Below are 21,207 nucleotides of genomic sequence, written 5' to 3' on the forward strand. Positions count from 1 at the left end.
TCCATTTCTCCCCCTCTACCCATTTTCCTACCTTCCTCATATCCCCCACCACTCACAGCCGCAGGCTGAACGCCAGCGGCTCAATCAGCCACTGCCCTGTATTGCTCCGGTAGGTAGCTCGCACGCCCGCTTCTACCGGCGTGCGCAGCCGCAGCACATTGAAGAGCACCAGCGCATCGACGCCCACGTTGCGGTAATTGAGCTGGGCAGAAAAACCGCGCGAGTCGTTGCCCTGGGCGATGTCGCCGAAAAAAGCCGCCCGCAGGCGCTGGATGTAGAGCCAGCGGCCCAGCTCCCAGTGGGTGAAAGCCAGCGGCAGGTTGTAGTCGAAGCTGCCCACGGCCAGGCGGTCGAAGCTGATGTAGCCCTCGCCGCGCGGGAATGAGACGGCCGGCGCAAAGCGGTACTCCAGCTGGTCCTGCCACTGGTAGCCGCCGCGCAGCCGGATGGCGTGGTTGCGGGCCAGTCCCGGCAGGTACACCGCCGCCTGAGTGCCCCACTGCCGCGCATACAGCCCGGTGCCGAAGGGCGTGGTGCGCCAGGTGCCCAGAAAGGTGCCGCCCCACTTCGGGGCCACGGCGCGGACGCTGCGCTTGAGCTGGGTGGCGTAGGCAAGCGTGGTTTGCAGGGCATTGAGCGGCAGGTTGGGGCCGACTTCGGCGAAGCTGAGCCGGCGGGGCAGGTCGTAGTTGTACACTTGCTCGTGCAGGAAGTAGGTGCCCACCGTGAGCCCCTGCAGGTACTTGGAACGGGTGAGGTTGAGCGGCAGGCGCACCCCGGCGGTGAGGCGGGCGTACTGCCACTGGTCGCGCAGCACCGCGCCCCGGTCCAGCACCGACACATCGCGCCCGCCGTAGGTCACGTCGGCGTCGAATACCGGGTAGCGGCCCTGGTAGCTCACCGCCCCGGTCACGTTGAAGGTACGCTCCACCTGCTCGTAGCCCAGCCCGGCAAATACCTGCGTGGTGTTCAGCAAATCCTGCGAGCGCAGCCCTACGGCCACCGCGTTGCCGCTGGGGCTCTGCACCACCCCGTAGCTGAACAGGTTGAAGGCGTGCGCCAGCGGTGAATACCGCCGCACCCCGTAGCGCGGCCCGGCCGAATCGGGCCGCGCCAGTAGGGCCGCTACCCGCGCGCCGGATGGCTCCTGGGCCGCCAGAGTCTCGGCGTAGGGGCCGGCGGTGTCCTTGGTTGCCACGGGCACGGGAACCCAGGCAGTAGAATCAAGCGGTATCTCCACTACCCGCGCGCCGGTGGCCCGGTAATCGTGGAATGCCAGCGTGCGGCCATCCGGCGCCACAGCCGCGTGGTAGGCCCCGAACGGCCGCGAGGTGACGCGGAAGGTTCGGCCGGTGCGGGCGCTCACGGCATACAGGTTGTCGATGCCGGATTGCGAGGAGTTGTAGAGCACGAAGCCACGCCATGGCTGCGGGTTGGCCAGGTTCACGTTGGCCACGGGCAGCAGGTTTTGGGCCGCGCCGGTGGCGGGGTCAAGCACGGCAATGGTTTTGCCAGCAGCGCTGAGGGCCACGGCCACCAGGCGGCGGCCGTCGGGGTGCCAGCGGGGCTGCTGGTAGAAGTCGTTGTGCGGGTTGGGCAGGGTCTGGATTTCGGCGCCGGTCTGCGCATCCAGAATGACCAGGGCGTGGTGGTAAGCGGCATCGGTGAGGGCGGCCACCAGACGCCGGCCATCGGGCGAGAGGGCGGCGGCGGTGTAGCGCTGGCCCCGGCCCAGGCGCGTGAGCTGGCCAGTTTGCAAATCCAGCACTTTCAGCTCGGAGGCGATGCGCTGGCCCCAGCGCGCATCCTGCTGAAACTCCGGCCACACGGCCTTGCCGCCGTTCACCGACAGCATTTCGGGGATGTTGAGCTGGCCGGGCGTGAACACCTTTTGCTCCGCGCCGCGCCGGCTCAGCCGCACGAAATGCGGAATGTCGTCGAGGCCGGTTTTCAGGGCCAGCACCGTGCTGTCAGTCAGGTATTGCGAGTATTGGTATTGAGTAAAAATGGGACTCAGGTCTTCCTGCCGCAGCAGTTTCACCACCGTAAAATTCGGCTCGGTGGGGCTGGCGGCCGCCGCGTGCTGCTGCATCCACAGCGAATCGACTTCGCTCATGCTGCGCTCGTAGAGCTGCTCCACGCGCAGGCCCGTGGTGCGCCTGATGGCGTTGGAAAACGAGAACGGGTAGAACGGAAACCGGTAGTAGCGGTCGAACACCCGCGACCAGACGTTGGCGCCGTAGTGCGCCTTCAAGTAGGACGTCATGAAATAGCCCAGCACGTACCAGTCGGGCACGTTGTCGCGCAGCGAGCCATTAACCGCCTTCTGGTAGGAGTAGCGGCGGCCCGACAGCAGATTGGCCCGCAGGCCCACGTTGAAATTGGGGATGCGCCCGCGCCCGCTGCGCGTGAGGGCCGTTTCGGTGCCCACCGCGTCGCCCTCGAAAAACCACTGCGGCACGCCCACGGCGGCCACGCCCAGCGCGCCATCGCCCAGCAGCGGGCCCAGCACGCGGCCCACCCCCTGCCGCGCCTTCTCAAACTGCCCCACGTGCCGGAACTCGTGCACTATCAGCCCATCCAGCCAATCCACGGTACCCAGCCCGAAGCCCTGCTGCGGCGTGGTGAAAAACTCAGCATGGCGCGGCAGGAAGGTCACGAAGCCGTTGGGCACGGTGGTCTGGTTTTGCAGCACCACCGAAATAGGCCGTGGGCTCACGCCCAGCGTGGCCGTGGTGGGCCCGTGCAGCTGCTCCAGGCGCCCGGCCGTGCGCTGCGCCGCCGTGTCGATGCCGCCCGCATACAGCACCCGGAAATGGGGCGTACGCACCTCACGCCAGCGCAGCGCGGGCGGGTTTTGGGAGAGCACGGGCAGGCTTTGGGAGTAAGCAGGGCCGGCAGCCAGGAAGCCCAGCAGCAACAAACGACGCATGAGAAGCAGGTTTCGGAAATGAAGCATAAAGAACGGCAGGCGCGGGGAACCTCACCCCCGGCCCCTCTCCTGCGGAGAGGGGAGCCACGGCGGCGCGAATGCTGGATTTCTCCTCTAATCGCCAGGCTCCCCTCTCCGCGGGAGAGGGGCCGGGGGTGAGGTCCCAATCGCCGGGAACGATTGCGCAACTATTCCCGCCCCAACCCAACCGCAATGCCCTTCAAACCACCCAACTTACACCCTCCAAACCCCTTCATTCCCACTCTTTATGGAACGACGTCAATTTACCCAGCTCTCCGGCGCGGCTCTGGCTGGCTCGCTGCTCGCCAACAACGCTCTGGCCGACACCCTCGCCCCCAAGAAGCAGCGCGTAGCTATGGTGGGCACCGGCCACCGCGGCCTGGGCATGTGGGGCATGCCCGTGCTGGCCGAATTCGGCAGCCAGCTTGAATTTGTGGGCCTTTGCGACATCAACCCCGGCCGAGTGGCCACGGGCAAGAAGATGCTGGGCGTCAGCTGCCCCACCTACACCGATTTCGACAAGATGATGAAGGAAACCAAGCCCGACATCCTCATCGTGACCACCGTGGATGCGACGCACAACGAATTCATCGTGAAGGGAATGGAATACGGCGCCGACATCGTGACCGAGAAGCCCATGACCACCGACGAGAAGAAGTGCCAGCAGATTCTCGACGCCGAAAAGCGCACCGGCCGGAAGGTGAAAGTCACCTTCAACTACCGCTACTCGCCGCACCGCCAGAAGCTGTACGAGCTGCTGCGCTCCGGCGTGATTGGCAAGGTGGAAGCCGCCGATTTCCACTGGTACCTCGACGTGTACCACGGGGCCGACTACTTCCGCCGCTGGCACCGCCTGCGCCAGAATAGCGGCTCGCTGCTGGTGCACAAGGCCACCCACCACTTCGATTTGATGAACTGGTGGCTCGAATCGGACCCGCAGGAAGTGTTTGCCTACGGCAGCCTCGATTTCTACGGCAAAAACAACGATTTCCGCTCCACCAACTGCCGGCCCTGCCCGCATAAGGACAAGTGCAAGTTCTACTTCGACATGACGAAGGACAAGCGCCTGATGGCCCTCTACGCCGACAACGAGAAGTACGACGGCTACCTGCGCGATGGCTGCGTGTGGAAGGAAGACATCGACATTTTCGACAAGATGGCCGTGCAGATAAAGTACGCTAACAACGTGCAGGTCAGCTACTCGCTCACCACGCACTCGCCCTACGAGGGCTACCGCATTGCCTTCAACGGCACCAAGGGCCGGCTCGAAGCCTGGATAAAGGAGCGCCAGCCGTGGGAAGAAGAGGCGTTTGACGAAATCCAGCTCACCACCAATTTCGGCAAGCGCGAAATCATCCGCATCCCCAACAACGAGGAAGGCCACGGCGGCGGCGACGTGCGCCTGCGCAAGCAAATCTTCGCCGGCGACGGCAAAGACCCCTGGCGCCAGGCCGCCGGTACCCGCGACGGCGCCATGGCCTGCCTCGTGGGCATTGCCGCCCGCCACAGCATCGACAGCGGCAAGCCGGTCAAAATCGGGGACTTGACTTCGCTCAAGCCCTCGGGCACGCGGGGCGTGTGAACCAATTACCGAAAGAGTTGTTGAGGCTGAAAAATAAATTGATGTATCAACATTAAATGTCGATACATCTGTTAGCTTTGCATTCTCAATTCACCTTTTCAACCCCAACCGCCATGTCTGAAACCACTGCTTCCGCCGCCACCACCGCCACCAAATGGACGCTGGACCCCACGCACTCCGAAGTGCAGTTCAAAATCAAGCACCTCGTTATTTCCACCGTTACGGGCTCGTTCAAGTCCTTCCAGGGCTCGATGCAGAGCGAGAGCGACTCTGATTTCGCCAACGCCCAGGTGGAGCTTTCGCTCGACGTGGACAGCATCGACACCAACCAAGAAATGCGCGACGGCCACCTGAAAAGCGAAGAATTCTTCGACGTGGCCAAATTCCCGACCATCAAATTTGTGTCGACTTCCTTCGTGAAAGACGGCGACAGCTACAAAATCAACGGCAACCTCACGATGAAAGACGTGACCAAGCCCGTGACCCTAGAAGCCGAATACGGCGGCTCGGCCGTCGATTTCTACGGCAACACCAAGGCCGGCTTTGAGGTAACCGGCAAAATCAACCGCAAGGAGTTCGGCCTGAGCTGGGGTGGCATCACCGAAGCCGGCGCCATCGTGCTGGGCGACGACGTGAAGTTGATTGCCAACGTGCAGTTTGCCAAGCAGGCGTAATTGCTGTAGCGTGGACTCTGCGAGTCCGCGTCTTACCCAGGCAATGCGCGGACTCGCAGAGTCCACGCTACAATAAAAAAGCGGCGGCTTCTTCGGAGGCCGCCGCTTTTTTTGCGCCCGGTGCAACGCTGCGCGTGGACTGGCGGTCAGGGCTGTACTTCCGATAATTACCCTTTTCCCGCGCCGCTCATGCTTCGTATTTGTTCCCCTTTTGGCCTGGCTGCCCTGCTGGCCGTTTCCCTGCTGGGCTGCAGCAAAGACTCTGCCCCGCACCCCAAATGCTACAGCGGCACGGTGGTGGCCACCACCTGCATGCTGGGCGTGTTGATTGAGGTAGACCCGGCTTATCCCATCGGGGCCCCAGCGGTTTCGGCGTACGGCAACCAGTTTTTGGGCAACAACGTGGTGTCGGTGGCCAATTCGGGCAGCCTGCAAAACCTGGGCCGTGTGGGCCAACGCCTTCATTTCACCTACACTAGCGCGCAGACTAACTCCGGGATGGTCTGCCTGGCCGCCGACGGCACCACCACGCCCGTACCCATTGTGACGCTCAACAACGTCTCGACGCTGTCCTGCGATTCGGTCAGCACTCGATAATCTCCTGGTCAACTGTTTTTCCTCGCCGCCATGTTCTCCAAACGCCTATTTTTTGCCCTCGCCGTGGTTGGCAGTGGCGCTTTATCCGGCTGTGCAAATGAGAATGACAGCGTGCCGCCCGAGCTCACCTGTTTCTCGGGGGTGGTGCTGGGCGACCAGTGCTGGGACGGCGTCCTGATTCAGGTCGACAGCCAGTTTCCGATTGGCAAGGCCATTCAGTTGGCCCCCGCTCCCGACAGCCTGGCCACGACCAACGTCATTGCGGCCACCAACTCCGCCGATTTTGGCAGCCTGCTCAACCGGCGGGGCCAACGCGTATATTTCACCTACAATACCGACCCCAACCACCAGGCCACGGTGCGCGTGTGCACCACCTACAGGGCGCCGCTTTCTGTTCCGCATCTGGTGGTGGCCAACCTCTCGGGCGTGCCCTGCGGCGTGCTCAACCGCTAAGCCGGTAAGCAACGAGCCGGGTTGCAGCCATCGAAAAAGGCGACCCGTGGAGGTCGCCTTTTTGGCAAAAAACACGTGGGCGCGGCGGCTTACGCCGACAGCAGTTCCTTGTCCGGCACGCTCTGGTCTTTCAGGGTAGCGTTGCCGCGCTCCTTGCGCGTGATGCGCGAGTACAGGCTAATTTCTTGGTCGAACAGGAAGCGGAAGAAGAGCTTGGTGTAGCTGGTGTGGGCCAGCAGCGGCTCGTAGAACTCGGGCGCCAGGGCCTTGATTTTGGGCAGGTTGTTCCACGGAATGCTGGGCATGTCGTGGTGCTCGTTGTGGAAGCCCACGTTAAGGTTGATGCCGTTGAGGCGGCCGTAGTAGGAATAGGTTTCCTGCTCGGGGCTGAGCGTCAGGTAGTGCTCCTGAATCCAGCGGGCGCCCAGCGGGTGCAGGCCCACCGAGAACCAGAAGCTCAGAAACAAATACAGCAGGGCCGTCCAGCCGAAGAAGTAGACGATGGCCACGTTGAAGGCCAGTTGGGCCACGATGTTGGCCGCCACGTACTTATCGATGGTGGCCACCTCGCGGCAGCGCGCCGTGCGGATGACCTGAAACAGCGGGAAGAAAAACAGCCAGATGGCCTTGCCAATGCTGTAGTTGTGAATCAGCTTGGCCTCGTACCAGTCGGGCAGGTCGGCATCGAGCTCGTGCACGCCCTGAAAAACGTGGTGCTTGATGTGGAAATTCTTGAAGCTGATGGCCGTGGGAAATACCGACGGAAAATTGGCCAGAATGCCGGTGGCCACGTTCTGCCACAGCTTGCGGAAAACCAGGTTGTGCGCCGCTTCGTGAATCACCACAAACAGCGTGTGCGAGAAAAACGCGCCCACCAAATAGGCCACCGGGATGGTCCAGTACCAGGCCTGGTTGCGCAGCAGGTAGGCCAGCGCCACTTGGGCCACCACGCAGCCCGCGCCGATGAGGAAGGTGGTGGGGTTGCGCGTCATCAGCTGCTTCACCTCGGGGTGGGCCTTGATGATTTGGCGGGTGCGCACGCGGTGCGGCTCGGTGGCCGTGGCCACGGTGAAAGCGGTAGGAGCTGATGCCATAAAGAACTGGAAGCGGGCGCGGCGCTAAGAAGCAGCGCCTGGGCTTTCAGACAAAAATACGGCAAATTGGTTCAGCGCGAGGCGCCGGCAGGCCTACATCTGCCGCAGCCAAACCTTGGCGGTTTCGATGTCGTCGAACGTCGACACCACCGGGCTGCTGCCCGTGAACTGCAGGGTGAGGTCGGTGGAAAGGCGGCTGTAGACGTTGGGCGAATACACCCAGGCAAAATATTGCAGCCCGGCCCCGGCCATGGCCGGAAACCAGACCTTGCCGGCCCATTCGGCAGCCTCGCTCCACATGCTGGTCACGCCGGTGTTGTCGTTCAGCACTTTGTGGCAGCGCTGCCCCTGCATCAGGCGCAGCATTTCGTGGCCACCGTGCTGCACCGAAGTCAGGTCCTGGTCGCCGTGCCAGTCGGCCAGCAGCCATTCCTCCAGGTGGTCGTAGCTAATGGTGATGTGAGGGGTTTCGAGTAAGGTTTGTAAGGACATAGCGGGAATAGGAGGACAGTGCGGCGTACTACGGCAAATACGTAGTGAAGGATATCGCACGGGTTCAAATTTAGAGGCAGAACCTCGTTAACAGGTACCGGTTAACTGTTTTAGAACCGCCCGTTTCACCCGAATAAATACGGAGTCCGCATTTCATCTCCTTGCCATGCCGGCTGAAATCGCCTGTTTTTCAGCCAACGGCTCCGGCTTCCGGTTTAGCTTAATTCCGTGGCGCCCGCAAGCCGCAGGCGGCCCGATTTCGTATAGCACTGCACAAGGTTGGGACGGAGTGTAAGGGTGAAGACATTCGCGCGTCTATCCTCTTGAAACCCGCCGTTCCGGCTTTTCCGACTTCCCTATTCCCCATGAAAAACCGACTGAAATCCTTCGCCAGCGTGAGTTTGCTGGCCTTTGTGTTTGCCTGTGGCTCGCAGCCCGCGGCCGAGGCCCAGAATCCGCCGCGCTCCACGGCCGGCTTCGCCCCCACCAATCTCACGGGCCTGGCCATGGCCACGTTTGCCGGTGGCTGCTTCTGGGCGCAGGAAGAGGCCTTTGAGCAAATCAAGGGCGTGAAGCAGGTGGTGAGCGGCTACGCCGGCGGCACCAAGGCCAACCCCACCTACGAGGAAGTGGCCGACAAAACCACCGGCCACACCGAAACAGTGCAGATTTACTACGACCCCAAAATCATCAGCTACCAGAAGCTGGCCGACATTTTCTTCACCGCCTCGCATGACCCCACCCAGCTCAACCGCCAGGGCAACGACGTGGGGCCGGAGTACCGCTCGGCGGCCTTCTACCGCACGCCCGAGGAGAAGAAAATACTCGAAGCCACCATTGCCCGCGTCAACGCGTCGAAGGAGTACCCGGGCAAGATTGTGACCGAAGTAGTGCCGTTCCAGAAGTTCTGGCCGGCCGAGGACTACCACCAGGGCTACTACCGCCTGCACCCCGAAAACCCCTACATCACCCACGTATCGGCCGCCAAGGTGGAGCACGTGCAGAAGGCGTTTCGGAAGGATTTGAAAAACCCGCTCTAGCAGCCGGAAAAACCTGTTTTTCTGCTTCAGCAAAAAGCCCTGGCCAAATCGGTCAGGGCTTTTTGCTGGGGGCTGATTGAGCACGGCCGGGGCCTTATCTTTGGTAATGGAAGCGGCATAAACCGGCTTCGTGTTGCCGAGTTTCGCCCGCTATGCCCTCTCCCGCCGTTCTGCCCGCCCTGGATTTTGAGCTGCTGTTTGACCTGCTGCCGGCTCCGCACGCAGTGCTGGCGCTCGACGGCACGGTGCTGGGCCTGAACGCGGCCCTGGCCGCCCTGGTGTCGGCCGAAGCGGCGGCCAGCCTGCCCGGCCAGCCCCTGGCCGCGCTGCGCACCGCCGTCGAAGCCACCGGCGCGGTACTGGCCGCCGCCCCGGCCTGGGCCGCTGCCCGCGCCGCCGCCCTGGCCGGCACGCCGCAAACGCTGCTCCCCGCAGGGCTGGCCGCACCGCTCCCCACCGCGCCGAATGGCTACTGGCAGACCTCGCTGCTGGCCGTGCCCGCCACCGGCGCGCCGCGCTACCTGCTGGTGCGCCTGCTGGATGTGACGGCCCAGGTGCAGAGCCAGCAGGCCGCCGCGCAGGAACACGAGCAGTTCCGGTTTCTGGCCGAAAACATGCCCCAGCTGGTGTGGGCCACCTCGGCCACGGGCGAGGTGGAGTACACCAACCAGCGCTTCATCGACTACACCGGCCACGATGTGCTGCGGCTTGATGCGGCCGCGCGCAACGCCCTGTGGCAGCGCATCATCCATCCCGACGACCTGCCGGGCATGTACGCCCGCTGGGGCGAGGCCCTGGGTTCGGGCCAGGCGTTTGATTTGGAATTCCGAATGCGCGGCACCGACGGCGAGTTTCGTTGGTTCGACTCGCACGTGATGGTGCAGCGCGACGATACCGGGCAGGTGCGGCGCTGGTTTGGGGCCTGCACCGATGTGGACGCCCGGCACCGGGCCCAGCTGCAGCTGGAGCAGCAGCAGGCCCACATGCAGCGCATTCTGGACCAACTGCCGCTGACTATCAGCACGATGTCGGGGCCGGAGCTGACGTTCAGCTTCCTGTCGGCCAAGGCCCGGGAAGCCATGGGCGAGCGCGCCGTGGTGGGCCGCAGCGTGGCCGATAGCCTGCCCGAAGTGGCCGCCCAGGGCTACGTTCGGCTGCTGAACGAGGTGCGCGAAAGCGGCCAGCCCCACTTTGGCTTCGAGGAGCCCACCCAGTTGATTGACCCGGCCACTGGCGAGCCGCAGACGCGCTACAACGACTACGGCTACGTGCCCCTGCGCGACGAGGACGGCACCAGCGTGCTGGCCTACGGCATCGACGTGACCGAGCAGGTGCTGGCTCGCCAGCGCAGCCAGGCCCTGCAGGCCGAGGCCCAGGCCGCCGACCAGCGCCTGCGCCGCGTGACCGAGAGCCTGCCTTCCATCACCTTCATCAGCGACCAGGAGGGGCAGGTGCTTTACCTCAGCCCGCAGTGGTACGCCTACACCGGCACCACCGCCGCCGACGACCTTGACCGCGCCTGGAAAGCCTGCCTGCACCCCGACGACCAGGCCCGCGTGGCCGCCGCCTACGCCGCCGCGCTGGCCGCCGGCACGCCCTGGCGCTACGAGCTGCGCCTTCGCCGACACGATGGCCAGTTTCGCTGGTTTGTGAGCCAGGGTGTGCCCGAGCCGCTGGAAGACGCTCAAGCCGCCGGCCGTCTGCGGCAATGGTTCGGCTCCGACCTGGATATTCATGAGCTGCACGAGACGCAGGAGCGCCTGGAGGCCAAGGACCAGCAGCTCAGCCAGATTCTGGAGCAACTGCCGGCTTTCGTGGCCACGCTGGCCGGGCCGGAGCACCGTTACTCGTTCTTCAACCCGGCCTATGCCCAGCTGGTGGGCCATCGCGCCCGCCTGGGCCAGCCCGTGGCCGAGTTGCTGCCCGACCTGGCCGAGCAAGGCCTGGCCAAACTGCTGGACCACGTGTACCGCACCGGCGAAACCCAGGTGCGCCAGGAGCTGCCGTTGCGCTTGCGCAACCCCGGCCAGCCCGAAACCCTTACCTACGTCGACCTGACCTACCTGGCCCTGCGCAACGAGCGCGGCGAGGTAGACAGCGTGCTAAGCTTTTCGAAGGACGTGACGGTGCGCGTGCAGGCCCGCCAGCAGGCCGAGCTGCTGACCGCCGAAATGCAGCAGCGCGACGAACAGCTGCGCGCCCTCACGGCGGCCGTACCGGTGTTCATCTTCAACTTCGACCCGCAGGGCGCCATCACCTACACCAACCCCTACTTCTACGAGTACACCGGCCTGAACCCCGCCGGCCCGCTCGACGAGGCCTGGGAGGCACTGTACGAGGCCGACCGCGCCGCCCTGGGTGCAGTGGCACAGGCCGCCATGGCCCAGGGCCAGCCTTGGCAGGGCACTTTCCGGGTGCGGCGACGCGATGGCGCGCTGCGCTGGTTCCAGACCAAGGCCCAGCCCTACGCCGACGCGGCCGGGCAGCTGGCCGGCTTCAGCGCGGCTACGGTGGAGGTGCACGAGCTGCAAACGCGCACCGAGGAGCTGGAGCGCACCCGCACCGACTTCACGGCCCTGGCCAACAACATGGCCCAGCTGGCCTGGATGGCCGACCAGGACGGCCGCATTTTCTGGTACAACCAGCAGTGGTACGACTACACGGGCGCCACGCCGGAGGAGGCCCTGGCCCAGGAGTGGCTCCCGGCCTACCACCCCGAGCACATGGCGGCCGTGAACGCGCGCTACCTGGCCGCCATTGCGGGCGGCGAAACCTACGAAGACACCTTCCCGCTGCGGCGGCACGACGGCGAATACCGCTGGTTTCTGAGCCGGGCGCGGCCCATTCGGGACGCGGCTACTGGCGCGGTGCTGCGCTGGTTCGGCACCAATACCGACGTGACCGAGCTGCGCCAGCTGCAGGACCGACTGGGCGAGAGCGAGGAGGAGCTGCGCATTCAGGCCGAGAGCATTCCGCAGCAGGTGTGGACGGCCCGCCCCGACGGCACGGTGGACTTCTACAACCACCGCACGGCCGCCTACGTGGGCGTGTCGATGGAGAAAAACGGCGCCGCCCACTGGCTCGAATTCGTGCACCCCGACGACCGGGACCTGATGCAGGCCCGCTGGCAGCAGGCCATTGCCAGCCAGCGCTACTACGAAGCTGAGTTCCGCCTGCGCCGCTACGACGGCGAGTACCGCTGGTTTCTGGGCCAGGCGCAGGCCCGCCGCGCGCCCGGCGGCCAGGTAGTGAAGTGGTACGGCACGAGCACTGACGTGCACCAGCAGCGCCAGCTGCAGGAGCAGGTGCTGGCCGGCCAGACGCGCTTCCAGCAACTGCTCGAAACCCTACCCCAGATGGCCTGGACGTCGCGCCCCGACGGCCGCATCAACTACTACAATCAGCGTTGGTACGACTTCACGGGCGCCACTTTTGAGGAGCTGCGCGACTGGGGCTGGGAGCAATTTATGCACCCCGACGACCAGCCCGCCTCCCTGCGCCGCTGGCAGCACAGCCTGGCCACCGGCGAGCCGTTCGAGACCGAGAACCGCTGGCGCAACGAGCAGGGCGAGTACCGCTGGTTTCTGGTGCGGGCCGAGGCTATTCGGGACTCGTCGGGGGCCGTGGTGCTGTGGGTGGGGGCCAACACCGACGTACAGGACTTCAAGCAGGTGCAGCTTCAGCTGGAGGAGCAGAACGCCCGCCTGCTGCGCACCAATGAGGACCTCGACAACTTCGTGTACACGGCCTCGCACGACCTCAAGCAGCCTATCAACAACATGGCCGGCATTTTTGAGGAGCTGACCCGCACGGCCTACTTCCGCGACCCCGACGCCATCAAGCTCATCAGCTATTTTGAGCGGGCGCTGGGCCAGATTTTCGGCACCATCGACGACCTGAGCGCCATTGTGCGCGGGCAGCGCCAGCAGCAGGAGGTGCCCGCAGAAACCGTGGCCCTGGCCCCGCTGGCCGCCGAAATCATTAACAGCCTGCAGGACCAGGTGACGCAGCTCGGGGCCACTTTCGAGCTGGATTTCGACACCTGCCCCACCATCACCTTCGTGCGGCCCAACCTGCAGAGCCTGCTCTACAACCTCATCAGCAACTCGCTGAAGTATGCCGACCCCGAGCGGGCGCCCGTCGTCCGCCTCAGCTGCAGCCCCGATGCCATCACCGGCCGCCCCATCCTCACCGTGGCCGACAACGGGCTGGGCATCGACATGGAGCGCTACGGCGACCAGCTTTTTCAGCTTTTCCGGCGCTTTCATACCCACGTCGAGGGCACGGGCATGGGCCTCTATCTGGTCAATCGCATCGTGCAAATCCACGGCGGCCGGCTGGAGGTGAGCAGCGCCGTAGGCGAGGGCACCACGTTCCGCATTCATCTGTAGACGGCCTCGCGCCAGCCAAGATGCAGGTTGCTTTCTTTGTTGGACCGCACCCTTCTCCAATTTGCCCATGAGCGTTCCTTCCGCCCTGCCCACCGTGTCGCTGCAATCCAAGCTGCCCGATGTCGGCGTCAGCATTTTCTCTCAAATGACCGCGCTGGCCCAGGAAACCGGCGCCATCAACCTAGCCCAAGGTTTTCCCGATTACGACCCGCCGCAGGAGCTGCTGGAGGCCCTGGCCCGCCACGCTCGCACGCCCGGCCACCACCAGTACGCGCCCATGCCCGGCCTGCCGCGGCTGCGCGAGGCCATTGCCGCCCAGGTGGCCCGCCTCCAGCCCGACGCCCCCGCGCCCGACCCCGCCACCGAAATCACCATCACGGCCGGCGCCACCGAGGCCCTATATGCCGTGCTGGCGGCCGTGGTACGGCCCGGCGACGAGGTGGTGGTGTTTGAGCCGGCGTATGATTTGTATGGTCCGGCCATTCGGCTGCAAGGAGGGGTGCCGCGCTACGTGCGCCTGCCGTCGCCCCACTTCCGGCCCGACTGGGACGCCGTGCGCCGCGTGGTGTCGGCCCGCACCCGGCTGGTGATGGTGAACACGCCCCACAACCCCAGCGGCGCCGTGTTCACGCCCGAGGACTGGGACGCGCTGGACAAGCTGCTGGCCGGCACCAACGCCCTCGTGCTGAGCGACGAAGTGTATGAGCACCTGGTGTTTGACAGCGCGTCGCGCATGAGCGCCCGCCAGCACCCGGCGCTGCGCGAGCGGAGCTTCGTGCTCTCGTCCTTCGGCAAAACCTACCACGCCACGGGCTGGAAAGTGGGCTACTGCATTGCCCCGCCGTCCCTCAGCACCGAGGTACGGCGGGTGCACCAGTTCCTCACCTTCGCCGTGAGCACGCCCACCCAGCACGCCCTGGCCGACGCCCTCGAAGCCGACCCCACCGACGCCCACGCCCGTGGCCTGGCCCCCTTCTACCAGCAGAAGCGCGACCAGTTCCGCACGCTGCTGGCCACCGGCGGCTGGGACCTGCTGCCCGTGCCCGGCGGCTACTTCCAGCTTGCCCGCTACGACGCTTTCTCGCCGGCCTCCGACCTGGCCTTCGCCCAGTACCTGGCCCGCGAAAAGGGCGTGGCCGTGGTGCCGGTGTCGGCGTTTTACCACGATGGGTTTGATGAGGGACTGGTGCGGTTTTGCTTCGCGAAGGAGGCCGCCACGCTGGAAGCTGCCGCGGCCCGGCTGCGGTGAAGGAGGAATTTCAAGGCGCCATGTAGCGCACCCCGTGCATAAAGCAGCGGCGAAGCATCGTTACCACGCAGCGTTGTTCTGGCAGTTATCGGTTTCAGAACAGCTTCAAAAGAAAGCCATTGCCCGAAGGCCGCATCGCCGTACTTTGGCCCATTCATTTTCCTGCCATATGTCGAAACGCTTACGTTTAGCCAGCCTTGCACTGGCCCTCGGTACTAGCCTGGCCGCCGTTGCCCAAACCCCGAAACAGGAGGCTGAAGCCAAAGGCGTGAATGCCATTCGACTCATGGACGAAGGCAAGCTCGATGAAGCCATCGGCCTGCTTCGGGAGGCGCAAAAGCTCGACCCCGCCCGCTCGGATTACGCATATGAGTTGGGCTATGCCTACTATCAGCAGAAGAAATATCCACAGGCACTGGAGATGCTTGAACCGCTGATAAAGCTAACTGATGCCAGCGACCGCACGTTTGAGCTGCTCGGCAATGCTTACGACGATAATGGCAATCCTCAGAAAGCCATTGAAGCGTACGAGGCCGGGATGCGCAAATTTCCTGCTTCGGGGCGGCTACCGCTGGAGCTGGGCATTGTGTATATGGGGCAAAAAGAGTACGACAAAGCCATTGGCTATTTCGAGAACGGCATCCGGGTAGCGCCTGCGTTTTCCTCAAATTACTACTGGGCCGCCAAGCTCTTCTGCAACTCGTCGGAGGAAGTGTGGGGCATGATTTACGGCGAGTTGTTCATCAATTTGGAGCCTAACAGCCAACGTACCTTTGAAATTAGCAAGCTGCTGTACGACACCTACAAAAGCGAAATTAAATTCACCGGGGCCGACACGGTGAAGGTGAGTTTCAGCACGAACAACATCATTGTGCCGGTGAAGGGGAAAAAGCTAAAGCTGCCGTATGGGGGCATGGTATACGAGCCGGTGATGCTGATGTCAACCATTGGAGAAAAAAGCGTCAATCTGAACGCGCTGGACCGCATTCGAACCAATTTTGTAGAGAATTACTACCGCCTGCCGGCCAGCAAAGACGTACCCAACGTGTTGTTCGATTATCAACGCCAAATCAAACAAGCCGGTCACCTTGAAGCCTATAACCACTGGCTGCTACTGGCTGGCGACGAAACGGGATTTTCACAGTGGGAGAAAGCCAATCCAGAGAAATGGAACAGCTTTCTCGGATGGTTTAAAGAAAACCCCTTGCAACTCAACAGTAAGCACATGTTTTATCGGGCGCAGTACCAGTAATCATTTGTAGGGTCCTCTGTTACGCTCCGCATTCCTCATGTCCGACCTCACCGTCACCTTCCTCCAAACCGAGCTGCACTGGCACGATGCCGCCGCCAACCGCGCGGCCATAGACCGGCACCTGGCCGGCCTCGCCCGGCCCACCGACCTGATTGTGCTGCCCGAGATGTTCACCACCGGCTTCAGCATGGAGGCGCGGACGCAGGCCGAAACCATGGCCGGCCCCACTGTGGCCTGGCTGCGCGAGCGCGCCGCCGCGCACGATGCCGTGGTCACGGGCAGCGTTATCATCGAGGAAGACGGCAGCTACTACAACCGCCTGCTCTGGGTGCGGCCCGACGGCAGCCTGAGCTACTACAACAAGCGCCACCTCTTCACCCTGGCCGGTGAACAGCATACTTATACCCCCGGCCAAACGCGCCTGGTGGAAGACTGGCGCGGCTGGCGCATTTGCCCGCTGGTGTGCTACGACCTGCGCTTTCCCGTGTGGAGCCGCAACCAAGCCACTGAGCCTTACGACCTGCTCCTGTACGTAGCCAATTGGCCCGCCGTGCGCCGCACTGCCTGGCGCACGCTGCTGCGCGCCCGCGCCATCGAGAACGTGGCCTGTGCCCTCGGCGTGAACCGCACCGGCCACGACGGCCCCGGCCACGAATACAGCGGCGACTCGGCCCTTATCGATGCCAAAGGCACCTATCTGGTGGAAGTCCACGAACGGAACGGCCTCTTCACCCACACCCTCAGCCGCGCCGAGCTGGAGGATTTTCGAGCCAAATTCACGGCCCTGCAGGATGGGGATGCGTTCGAGTTGATGGGCTAGCGCCTGTCATTGCGAGGGCGCAGCCCGCGGCAATCCGTTCTCTCAAAACCAGACATGCCCTTTCATCACAAAGCCCCGGCACTGTGCAGCGCCGGGGCTTTTCATTGGGCTTTAGCTTCGCTGACCTTCGGTTGTCACACTGGAAGGTTGGTTGCTGAGAACAGGACGGATTGCCTCGCTCCGCTCGCAATGACGGCGCCTCGCCCCTACTGCACGGCCAGGCGGCGCACGGCGGCCGTGCCATCGGCGGCCGTGGCGCGCACCAGGTACACGCCGGGCGCCAGGCCGGTTAGGCTGAGGGCGTGGCGGCGCTGGGCGAGGCCGGGCGTGAGCACCACGCGGCCGGTGAGGTCGAGTACGGTGAGGCGGGTGGGCTGGGCGGTTTCGACGGTGGCCGTGGCTGTGGCGGGGTTGGGGTAAATGCTCAGGGCCAGGGCTGCGGCGGCTTCGGCGCGAGTGGCCGTGGGGGTGCGGTTACGGGTGCCGAAGCTGAGAATGCCGCCGGCCTGCGTGCCCACCAGCAGCTCGGGCGCGCCGTCGCCGTTGAGGTCGGCCGCCGCCAAGCCGTAGTGCGCATAATCGCCCTTCCCCAGCCGGGTGGGCTCGTAGGCGGCCTTGAGGGGGTTGTAGAGCAGGTCGGTGCGCTCCAGGAAAAGGGTGGGGTTCTGGGCGCGGTAGTTGGAGAACAGGCGCAGGTAGCCCGTGACATCGGCCGTGAGCAGGTCGGGCAGGCCGTCGCCGTCGAAGTCGGCCACGGCGGGCGCCAGGTTGAAGGGGCGGACGCCGTTGGCTTCGCGAATGCGGCCGAAATCGTTGTTCACCAGCACAAACGCACTGTCGAGCGGCCCGCGGCCCCGGTTACGGAAGTAGCGCAGGGCCATGCCGGGCTCGCGGGTTTCATTCGTGCCGATGAGCAGGTCGACGTAGCCGTCGTTGTCCACGTCGGTGAAGCAGGGCATGTCGCCCTGGCGGTAGGGCAGAATGCCGTCCGTCAGCGAGGGGGTGGCGGGCGGGTTGGTGGTGGTGGGTCCTTGGGCTTTGAAATACTGCGCTGTGCTGGGGTCAAACACGGCGGGCTGGCCGGCCCGGGCCGTGTTCAGGATGTAGTACAAGACGTTGGTGCCGCGGCCCCAGGCGGCGTAGGCCAGGTCGAGGGCGCCGTCGCGGTTCAGGTCCACGAGCACGGGCTTGAGGCCCGTCAGGTTGAGGGCCGACAAACCCAGGTAGTCGCTGCTGATGAGCTGAAACACCGGCCGGGCGCGGGTGCCCGCGTTGCGGTAATACGTAAGCGTGGCACGGTACACGTTGTTCACGCGGTCGGCGTGGTTGGCCACGAGCAGGTCGGGCAGGCCGTCGCCGTCGATGTCGCCGAGGGTGGGCGCGGCGCCTTCGCTCACGTCAATCATCGTGTTTTGCAGGAAGCCGGCGGCCTGGTTGGTGTAAACGGGCGCGCTGGTAGCGGCCGCGTTGGTGAAAAGCTGCACGTTGTTGCGCATGCTCACCTGGTCGGCTTGGTTGGTCAGCATGTTGGGCGCCACCACCAGGTCGGGGGTACCGTCGAAGTTGGTATCGAACGAATAGCCAGCTGGGAACACCGGCACCCGCGCCGGCGTGGCCGCCGAGGGGAAGCTGGCTGAGATGCCGGCCTGCGTGAGCACCGGCGCCGCGGTGGTGCCTTGGTTGAGCAGGCTGGCGAGTTCGGGGCAGTTGTCGCGGCCGTCGAGCAGGTCTTGGTCGCCGTCGCCGTCCAGGTCCACCAGCAGCAGGCTGTGGCCGCCGGTGTGGTTGGTTCGGGGCGCCGTGAAGCAAGGAACCGTGCCGATGCCAAACTCGGCGCAGCCGCCGCAGGCCCGCAGGTCGCCCCACTGGGTGGCCGTGCGGGTGAAAGTGAGGGCGCTGCCGCAAGTGCCGGGGCTGGTGTTGATGTACTGCTCGATGACGACCGACGCCAGGAAGTCGTAGCTCATGATGTCGAGCTTGCCGTCGCCGTTCACGTCTTGGATGGCCGGCAGGTTGTAGCCGCCAATGGTCAGGTTGGCCGTGCCCGGGGCGCCGTACGAGAAGCGAATCTGGTTGGTGGTGAGCTGGAAGCTGGGCCGGCCGTTGGCCAGCACGTTGCGCAGCACGGCAATGTTGCCACCGGGAGCGTAGGTAAAGATGTCGGGGCGTCCGTCGCAGTCGTAGTCGCGCAGCAGCACCCAGCCGTTCAGGCTATCGGGAAAAATGGATTCGTACTGCGGGGCATACTGCCAGCGGCGCCCGGCCGTGGTGCCCGGCGCGGCCACGTTCAGGAAGGTGTAGACGCGGCTGCTTTCGTGGTCGAAGGCGAACAGGTCCTGCCGGCCGTCGTTGTCGAGGTCGATGGTGCTGAATTGGGGCGTGTTGAAGCCGCCGGCCCAGGCATTGGCCAGCGTGTCGGTGCCGTGCACCACCTTGGCCGCCGCCCGGTATTCAAACCCGAAGCGCGTGGCCTGGGCCCGGGCCGCAAAAGAAAAAGCCAGCAGCGCCAGCAAAAAAGCGTAAGAACGAAGCATAAGCAGCATGGGAAAGCCGGTGATGAGAAAGGACCGCACCGTGCGGTACAAAAATCACGCCCACCTTTGCAGCAAGTTACACCTGGCCACCCGTTTCAGTTCATGCCCACGCCGCTTTATTCCCACTACCTGGCCGCTCAGGGCCTCGTCAGCACCGACTCGCGCCAGGCCCAGCCCGGCACGCTTTTCTTCGCCCTCAACGGTCCCAGCTTTCGGGGCGCGGCTTTTGCCCCGCAGGCACTGGCCGCCGGCGCCAGCCACGCCGTGGTCGACGACGAGGCCCTGGCCGCCACCGACCCCGCCCGCTACACCTTCGCCCCCGACCCGCTCCTAGCCCTGCAACAGCTGGCCCGAGAGCACCGCGAGCAGTTCCGCATTCCGGTGCTGGCCGTGACGGGCTCCAACGGCAAGACCACCACCAAGGAGCTGCTCACGGCTGTGCTGGCCCAGCAATTCCACGTGCTGGCCACCATCGGCAACCTCAACAACCACATTGGCGTGCCCCTCACGCTGTTGCGCCTGCGCGCGGGCGAGCACGACTTCGCTGTGATTGAGATGGGCGCCAACCACCGCGGCGAAATCGCGGCTTACTGCGAGTGGGCCCAGCCCACGCACGGCCTCATCACCAACATCGGCCTGGCCCACCTCGAAGGCTTCGGCGGAGCCGAGGGCGTAGCTCTGGGCAAGGGCGAGCTGTTTGATTACCTGGCCCGCACCGGCGGCACGGCCTTCGTCAACACGCTGGATGCGCGCCTGCCCGGCCTGGCTGCCGCCGTGCCCACGCGCCTCTCCTACCCCGGCCCGGCCGACGACTTCCCCGCCACCCTGCTCGCCGCTGACCCCGCCGTGGCCCTGCGCCTGGCCGACGGCACCGACGTGGCCGCCCAGCTCACCGGCGACTACAACTTCCCCAACCTGGCTGCCGCCGCCGCTGTGGGCCTGCATTTCGGCATCGCGCCAGCCAAAGTGGCCACCGCGCTGGCGCAGTACAACCCCCAAAACAACCGCTCGCAGCTGGTGCGGACTGAGCGCGGCAACGACCTCATTCTCGACGCCTACAACGCCAACCCCAGCAGCATGGCGGCGGCCCTGCGCAGCTTCGCCGGCCGGCCTGGCGCCCTGGCCGATAAGGTGGTGATTCTGGGCGACATGTTCGAGCTGGGCGAAGCCAGCGGGCACGAGCACCGCGCCCTGGGCAAACTGCTGGCCGAGCTGCAGTTCGGCACGGCCATTCTCATCGGCCCCGAAATGGCGCAGGCCTGGAACAAGAGCACCCCCGCCACCACGCTGCACTTCAAAACCAAAGAAGCGGCCACCGACTGGCTAAAATGGCAGCCCATCACCGGCCGGCACATCCTGCTCAAAGGCAGCCGCGGCATGGGCCTGGAAACGCTGGTGCCGCTGTTATAGGTCATTTAACAGGTATCAATTAACATTTAACAGCCGCCAATTAAAGGGCAAGTAGAACGGCTGTTAAATGTTAATTGATACCTGTTAAATGACTCAAAACGGGCTTTCCAGTTCCGCCAATGTAGGCAGCACGACGTCTTTGGGCGAAATAATGGGTTCGGCCACGCCCCATTCGATGCCCAGGGCGGGGTCGTTCCAGAGCAGGCCGCCTTCGGAAGAAGGGGCATAATAATCGGAGCACTTGTAGAGGAACAGCGTGTCTTCTTCCAGCGCCACGAAGCCGTGGGCGAAACCGGCGGGCACAAACAGGATGTTGCCCAGGGCGGCGCTCAGCTCCACGGTGGCGTGCTGGCCGAAGGTGGGCGAGGCGCGCCGAATGTCGACCACCACATCGAGGGCGCTGCCTTGCGCCACGCGCACCAGTTTGGCCTGGGCGTGGGGCGGGCGCTGGAAATGCAGGCCGCGCACCACGCCCGGCTGCGATTTTGATTGGTTATCCTGCACCCAGTCCAGGTTGGCGGGCAGGCCCATTTCCTGCATCAGGCGGGCGCTGTAGGTTTCGTAGAACACCCCGCGCGGGTCGCCGAACAGACGGGGAATGAATTCGAGGAGGCCCGGCAGGGCGTGTTCTTTTACTTGCATCGGGGGCAAAGTTAGGCGGCCGGG

15 protein-coding genes are annotated in these 21,207 nt (G+C 64.5%); 10 read left to right on the top strand and 5 right to left on the bottom strand.

Annotated elements, in window-relative coordinates; genetic code table 11:
• Positions 1-52 precede the first annotated feature (52 nt).
• Positions 53-2,932, bottom strand: a complete 2,880-nt coding sequence (locus Q5H92_RS18925) for a TolB family protein (protein WP_305013121.1) — start codon at positions 2,930-2,932, stop codon at positions 53-55.
• 268 nt (positions 2,933-3,200) lie between these two features.
• Between Q5H92_RS18925 and Q5H92_RS18930 the strand changes: the two genes are divergently transcribed.
• The 4 genes from Q5H92_RS18930 (at position 3,201) to Q5H92_RS18945 (ending at position 6,259) form a co-directional block, all read left to right on the top strand.
• Positions 3,201-4,535, top strand: coding sequence for a Gfo/Idh/MocA family protein (locus Q5H92_RS18930; protein WP_305013122.1), 1,335 nt, complete (start codon positions 3,201-3,203; stop codon positions 4,533-4,535).
• Positions 4,536-4,648: 113 nt separating this feature from the next.
• Positions 4,649-5,209, top strand: coding sequence for a YceI family protein (locus Q5H92_RS18935; RefSeq protein WP_305013123.1), 561 nt, complete (start codon positions 4,649-4,651; stop codon positions 5,207-5,209).
• Between the two features lie 189 nt (positions 5,210-5,398).
• Positions 5,399-5,806, top strand: coding sequence for a hypothetical protein (locus Q5H92_RS18940; protein ID WP_305013124.1), 408 nt, complete (start codon positions 5,399-5,401; stop codon positions 5,804-5,806).
• 30 nt (positions 5,807-5,836) lie between these two features.
• A complete protein-coding gene (locus tag Q5H92_RS18945; protein WP_305013125.1) occupies positions 5,837-6,259 on the top strand; it encodes a hypothetical protein in 423 nt (140 codons plus the stop codon).
• A gap of 89 nt (positions 6,260-6,348) precedes the next feature.
• Here the strand turns inward: Q5H92_RS18945 and Q5H92_RS18950 are convergent, their stop codons facing one another.
• Positions 6,349-7,353 (bottom strand): fatty acid desaturase, encoded by a 1,005-nt coding sequence (locus tag Q5H92_RS18950; RefSeq protein ID WP_305013126.1) that lies wholly within the window; start codon positions 7,351-7,353, stop codon positions 6,349-6,351.
• A 93-nt stretch (positions 7,354-7,446) separates the two neighbouring features.
• Entirely contained in the window at positions 7,447-7,845 is a 399-nt protein-coding gene (locus Q5H92_RS18955; protein ID WP_305013127.1) for a hypothetical protein, read from the bottom strand.
• Positions 7,846-8,210: 365 nt separating this feature from the next.
• On the opposite strand from Q5H92_RS18955, the gene msrA reads away from it, so the two are divergent.
• From msrA to Q5H92_RS18980, 5 genes are all read left to right on the top strand, one after another.
• Entirely contained in the window at positions 8,211-8,885 is a 675-nt protein-coding gene (msrA, locus tag Q5H92_RS18960) for a peptide-methionine (S)-S-oxide reductase MsrA (protein WP_305013128.1), read from the top strand.
• 152 nt (positions 8,886-9,037) lie between these two features.
• Positions 9,038-13,276 carry a PAS domain-containing sensor histidine kinase gene (locus Q5H92_RS18965; protein ID WP_305013129.1) on the top strand — a complete coding sequence of 1,413 codons (4,239 nt, stop codon included), beginning with the start codon at positions 9,038-9,040 and terminating at the stop codon, positions 13,274-13,276.
• 67 nt (positions 13,277-13,343) lie between these two features.
• Positions 13,344-14,525, top strand: a complete 1,182-nt coding sequence (locus Q5H92_RS18970; protein WP_305013130.1) for a methionine aminotransferase — start codon at positions 13,344-13,346, stop codon at positions 14,523-14,525.
• Between the two features lie 169 nt (positions 14,526-14,694).
• The gene (locus tag Q5H92_RS18975; protein ID WP_305013131.1) at positions 14,695-15,777 is read left to right on the top strand and encodes a tetratricopeptide repeat protein; all 1,083 of its coding nucleotides are present in this window, start codon (positions 14,695-14,697) and stop codon (positions 15,775-15,777) included.
• 37 nt (positions 15,778-15,814) lie between these two features.
• Entirely contained in the window at positions 15,815-16,597 is a 783-nt protein-coding gene (locus Q5H92_RS18980; RefSeq protein ID WP_305013132.1) for an amidohydrolase, read from the top strand.
• 206 nt (positions 16,598-16,803) lie between these two features.
• On the opposite strand, the gene Q5H92_RS18985 is transcribed toward Q5H92_RS18980, so the two are convergent.
• Entirely contained in the window at positions 16,804-19,131 is a 2,328-nt protein-coding gene (locus tag Q5H92_RS18985; RefSeq protein WP_305013133.1) for a T9SS type A sorting domain-containing protein, read from the bottom strand.
• Between the two features lie 102 nt (positions 19,132-19,233).
• Here Q5H92_RS18985 and Q5H92_RS18990 point away from each other — a divergent pair, with 102 nt between their 5' ends.
• Complete coding sequence (locus Q5H92_RS18990) at positions 19,234-20,541, top strand: UDP-N-acetylmuramoyl-tripeptide--D-alanyl-D-alanine ligase (protein WP_305013134.1); 1,308 nt, start codon at positions 19,234-19,236, stop codon at positions 20,539-20,541.
• Between the two features lie 93 nt (positions 20,542-20,634).
• On the opposite strand, the gene rfbC is transcribed toward Q5H92_RS18990, so the two are convergent.
• The gene (gene rfbC / locus Q5H92_RS18995) at positions 20,635-21,183 is read right to left on the bottom strand and encodes a dTDP-4-dehydrorhamnose 3,5-epimerase (RefSeq protein WP_305013135.1); all 549 of its coding nucleotides are present in this window, start codon (positions 21,181-21,183) and stop codon (positions 20,635-20,637) included.
• Positions 21,184-21,207 lie beyond the last annotated feature (24 nt).

This window comes from Hymenobacter mellowenesis (assembly GCF_030581005.1).
In the GTDB taxonomy this organism is placed as follows: Bacteria; Bacteroidota; Bacteroidia; order Cytophagales; family Hymenobacteraceae; genus Hymenobacter; species Hymenobacter mellowenesis.

Coding starts and splice junctions, on each gene's coding strand:
- Q5H92_RS18925 (WP_305013121.1), bottom strand. CDS start 2,932: ATGCGTCGTTTGTTGCTGCTGGGCTTCCTGGCTGCCGGCCCTGCTTAC.
- Q5H92_RS18930 (WP_305013122.1), top strand. CDS start 3,201: ATGGAACGACGTCAATTTACCCAGCTCTCCGGCGCGGCTCTGGCTGGC.
- Q5H92_RS18935 (WP_305013123.1), top strand. CDS start 4,649: ATGTCTGAAACCACTGCTTCCGCCGCCACCACCGCCACCAAATGGACG.
- Q5H92_RS18940 (WP_305013124.1), top strand. CDS start 5,399: ATGCTTCGTATTTGTTCCCCTTTTGGCCTGGCTGCCCTGCTGGCCGTT.
- Q5H92_RS18945 (WP_305013125.1), top strand. CDS start 5,837: ATGTTCTCCAAACGCCTATTTTTTGCCCTCGCCGTGGTTGGCAGTGGC.
- Q5H92_RS18950 (WP_305013126.1), bottom strand. CDS start 7,353: ATGGCATCAGCTCCTACCGCTTTCACCGTGGCCACGGCCACCGAGCCG.
- Q5H92_RS18955 (WP_305013127.1), bottom strand. CDS start 7,845: ATGTCCTTACAAACCTTACTCGAAACCCCTCACATCACCATTAGCTAC.
- msrA (WP_305013128.1), top strand. CDS start 8,211: ATGAAAAACCGACTGAAATCCTTCGCCAGCGTGAGTTTGCTGGCCTTT.
- Q5H92_RS18965 (WP_305013129.1), top strand. CDS start 9,038: ATGCCCTCTCCCGCCGTTCTGCCCGCCCTGGATTTTGAGCTGCTGTTT.
- Q5H92_RS18970 (WP_305013130.1), top strand. CDS start 13,344: ATGAGCGTTCCTTCCGCCCTGCCCACCGTGTCGCTGCAATCCAAGCTG.
- Q5H92_RS18975 (WP_305013131.1), top strand. CDS start 14,695: ATGTCGAAACGCTTACGTTTAGCCAGCCTTGCACTGGCCCTCGGTACT.
- Q5H92_RS18980 (WP_305013132.1), top strand. CDS start 15,815: ATGTCCGACCTCACCGTCACCTTCCTCCAAACCGAGCTGCACTGGCAC.
- Q5H92_RS18985 (WP_305013133.1), bottom strand. CDS start 19,131: ATGCTTCGTTCTTACGCTTTTTTGCTGGCGCTGCTGGCTTTTTCTTTT.
- Q5H92_RS18990 (WP_305013134.1), top strand. CDS start 19,234: ATGCCCACGCCGCTTTATTCCCACTACCTGGCCGCTCAGGGCCTCGTC.
- rfbC (WP_305013135.1), bottom strand. CDS start 21,183: ATGCAAGTAAAAGAACACGCCCTGCCGGGCCTCCTCGAATTCATTCCC.